Annotated in this window: 3 protein-coding genes; 2 read left to right on the top strand and 1 reads right to left on the bottom strand. The window is 73.2% G+C overall.

Annotation, left to right across the window (positions count from 1 at the left end):
* Window positions 1-588 (bottom strand): M50 family metallopeptidase (locus G3I65_RS54895; protein ID WP_203612769.1); only part of this gene is annotated, 588 nt, incomplete at its 3' end.
* A 268-nt stretch (window positions 589-856) separates the two neighbouring features.
* Here G3I65_RS54895 and G3I65_RS54900 point away from each other — a divergent pair.
* A complete protein-coding gene (locus tag G3I65_RS54900; protein ID WP_160704418.1) occupies window positions 857-1,753 on the top strand; it encodes a RecB family exonuclease in 897 nt (298 codons plus the stop codon).
* Window positions 1,753-2,017 (top strand): acyl-CoA thioesterase domain-containing protein (locus G3I65_RS54905; RefSeq protein WP_160704420.1); only part of this gene is annotated, 265 nt, incomplete at its 3' end. The genes G3I65_RS54900 and G3I65_RS54905, both read left to right, overlap by 1 nt.

The following is a 2,017-nucleotide window of genomic DNA, read 5'->3' on the forward strand; positions in this document are numbered from 1 at the left end:
CGACCGGATGCCGGTGGCCGCCCAGACCCCGGCGCGGACGAGCCTGCCGCCGTCGAGCGGCAGCCCGGGCAGCAGGTTGAACACGCCGACGGCGAGGTTCGCCACGGCGCACTCGGCGACCAGGAGCCAGACCGCGCCGTCCGGCGGCACGGCGAACATCAGCAGCCCGCAGAACGCCCCGAGCAGCAGCGACACCACCGGCCCGGCCGCGGCGACCAGCCCTTCCTGGCCGGGCCGCTTCGGCGTGCGGGCCACTTCGGACAGGCCGCCGAGCAGGAACAGGCGCAGCCGCCGCACCGGGATCCCCAGCCGCAGCGCGACCAGGCAGTGCCCCAGTTCGTGCGCGAGCACGGAGAGCCCCAGCAGCAGCGCGAACGCGCCGGCCAGCAGCCACGACGTCACGGTGGAGGCGTCGGGGAGCAGCCGCCCGACCAGCGGCGCGTAGAGCACGACGACGATCAGCGAGCCGATCCACCAGGACGGCGCCAGCAGCACGGGCACACCGGCGACGCGGAACAGCACGAGACCGCCGTCCGGGCGGACGGCCTGCCGGGTGCCCCCGGTGCCCTGTTCACTGGTCGCGGACATGCCCGAGAGCCTAGAGGCCCCGGTGTGGGGAGCGGGTGATCCGGACCGGGTGGTGTCGCGCACCCGCGTGTCCTGAGCGGTCCGCGGCATCTCGGGGATGTCATGAAAGGGTCGTTCATGTCGTCCGGCGAGGTGAACGACCCTTTCATGACATGCGCGCGGGCGGAGGCGGCGGAAAGCGCTCCCATCCGGCGCTTCTCCCCACCTCAGGCCGGGTGCGGGCGTTGCGGTCGCCGGAACTGTCGTACCCCGGCGTTACGCTCTGCCCATGCCCGACGCCGACACCGTCACCACGGAACCCCCAGCCGCCGTCGCCACCGAGGTGCGGCGGCGGCCCGCGTTGTCGCCGTCACGGGCCAGCGACTTCAAGCAGTGCCCGCTGCTCTACCGGTTCCGCGCGGTCGACCGGCTGCCCGAGGTGCCGACCAAGGCGCAGCTGCGCGGCACGCTCGTCCACTCGGTGCTGGAGCGGCTGTTCGCGCTGCCCGCCGCCGAGCGCGTCCCCGCGCAGGCGCGGGAGCTGCTCGGCCCGGCGTGGACCGACCTGTCCGCGGACCGTCCGGAGTGGACCGAGCTGTTCGACGGCGAAAAGCCCGACGAGCACGCGGAGTGGCTGCGCTCGGCGGAAAAGCTGCTGGACGCCTACTTCGAGCTGGAAGACCCGCGGCGGCTGGAACCGGAGGCGTGCGAGCTGCACGTCGAGATCGAGCTCGGCTCCGGCGTCCTGCTGCGCGGCTACATCGACCGCCTCGACGTCGCGCCGACCGGCGAGATCCGGGTCGTGGACTACAAGACCGGGGCCGCGCCGCGGGAAATCGGCGAGGCCAAGGCGATGTTCCAGATGAAGTTCTACGCCGTGGTGCTGTGGCGGCTGCGCGGGATCGTGCCGCGGCAGCTGAAACTGATGTACCTCACCGACGGTCAATCGCTGGCCTACACCCCCGACGAAGCCGAGCTGCTCCGCTTCGAGCGCACCCTCGAAGCCATCTGGCAGGCCATCCTCAAGGCGGGCAAGACCGGCGACTTCCGCGCGAACAAGAGCAAGCTGTGCAACTGGTGCGACCACCAGGCGCACTGCCCGGAGTACGGCGGCACGCCACCGGCGTACCCCGGCTGGCCGGAGCCCGACGCCGGCGAGGAGACGCCGCTGGACCGGGCCGACTGATGGCCGACGCGTTCTACGTCCCGCTCGGCGAAGGCCGGTTCTCCGCGACCGCGCACACCGCCGGCCCGTGGTCCTCGGAGGCGCAGCACTTCGGGCCGCCGTCGGCGTTGCTGGTGCGGGCCCTCGAAAACGTCGAACCCGCGCACCCGGCCGAGCTGGCCAGGGTCACCGTCGAAATCCTCGGGCCGGCGCCGGTCGCCGAGCTCACCGCGCGGGCCCGGGTCGAGCGCCCCGGCCGGTCGGTCGAGCTGTTGCAGGCGGAGC

It is taken from the genome of Amycolatopsis sp. SID8362, from assembly GCF_010550475.1.
GTDB classification, from domain to species: domain Bacteria; phylum Actinomycetota; class Actinomycetes; order Mycobacteriales; family Pseudonocardiaceae; genus Amycolatopsis; species Amycolatopsis eburnea.

Bases quoted from the DNA above. Each gene is read 5' to 3' on its own strand.
- G3I65_RS54900 (WP_160704418.1), top strand. From the start codon at position 857: ATGCCCGACGCCGACACCGTCACCACGGAACCCCCAGCCGCCGTCGCC.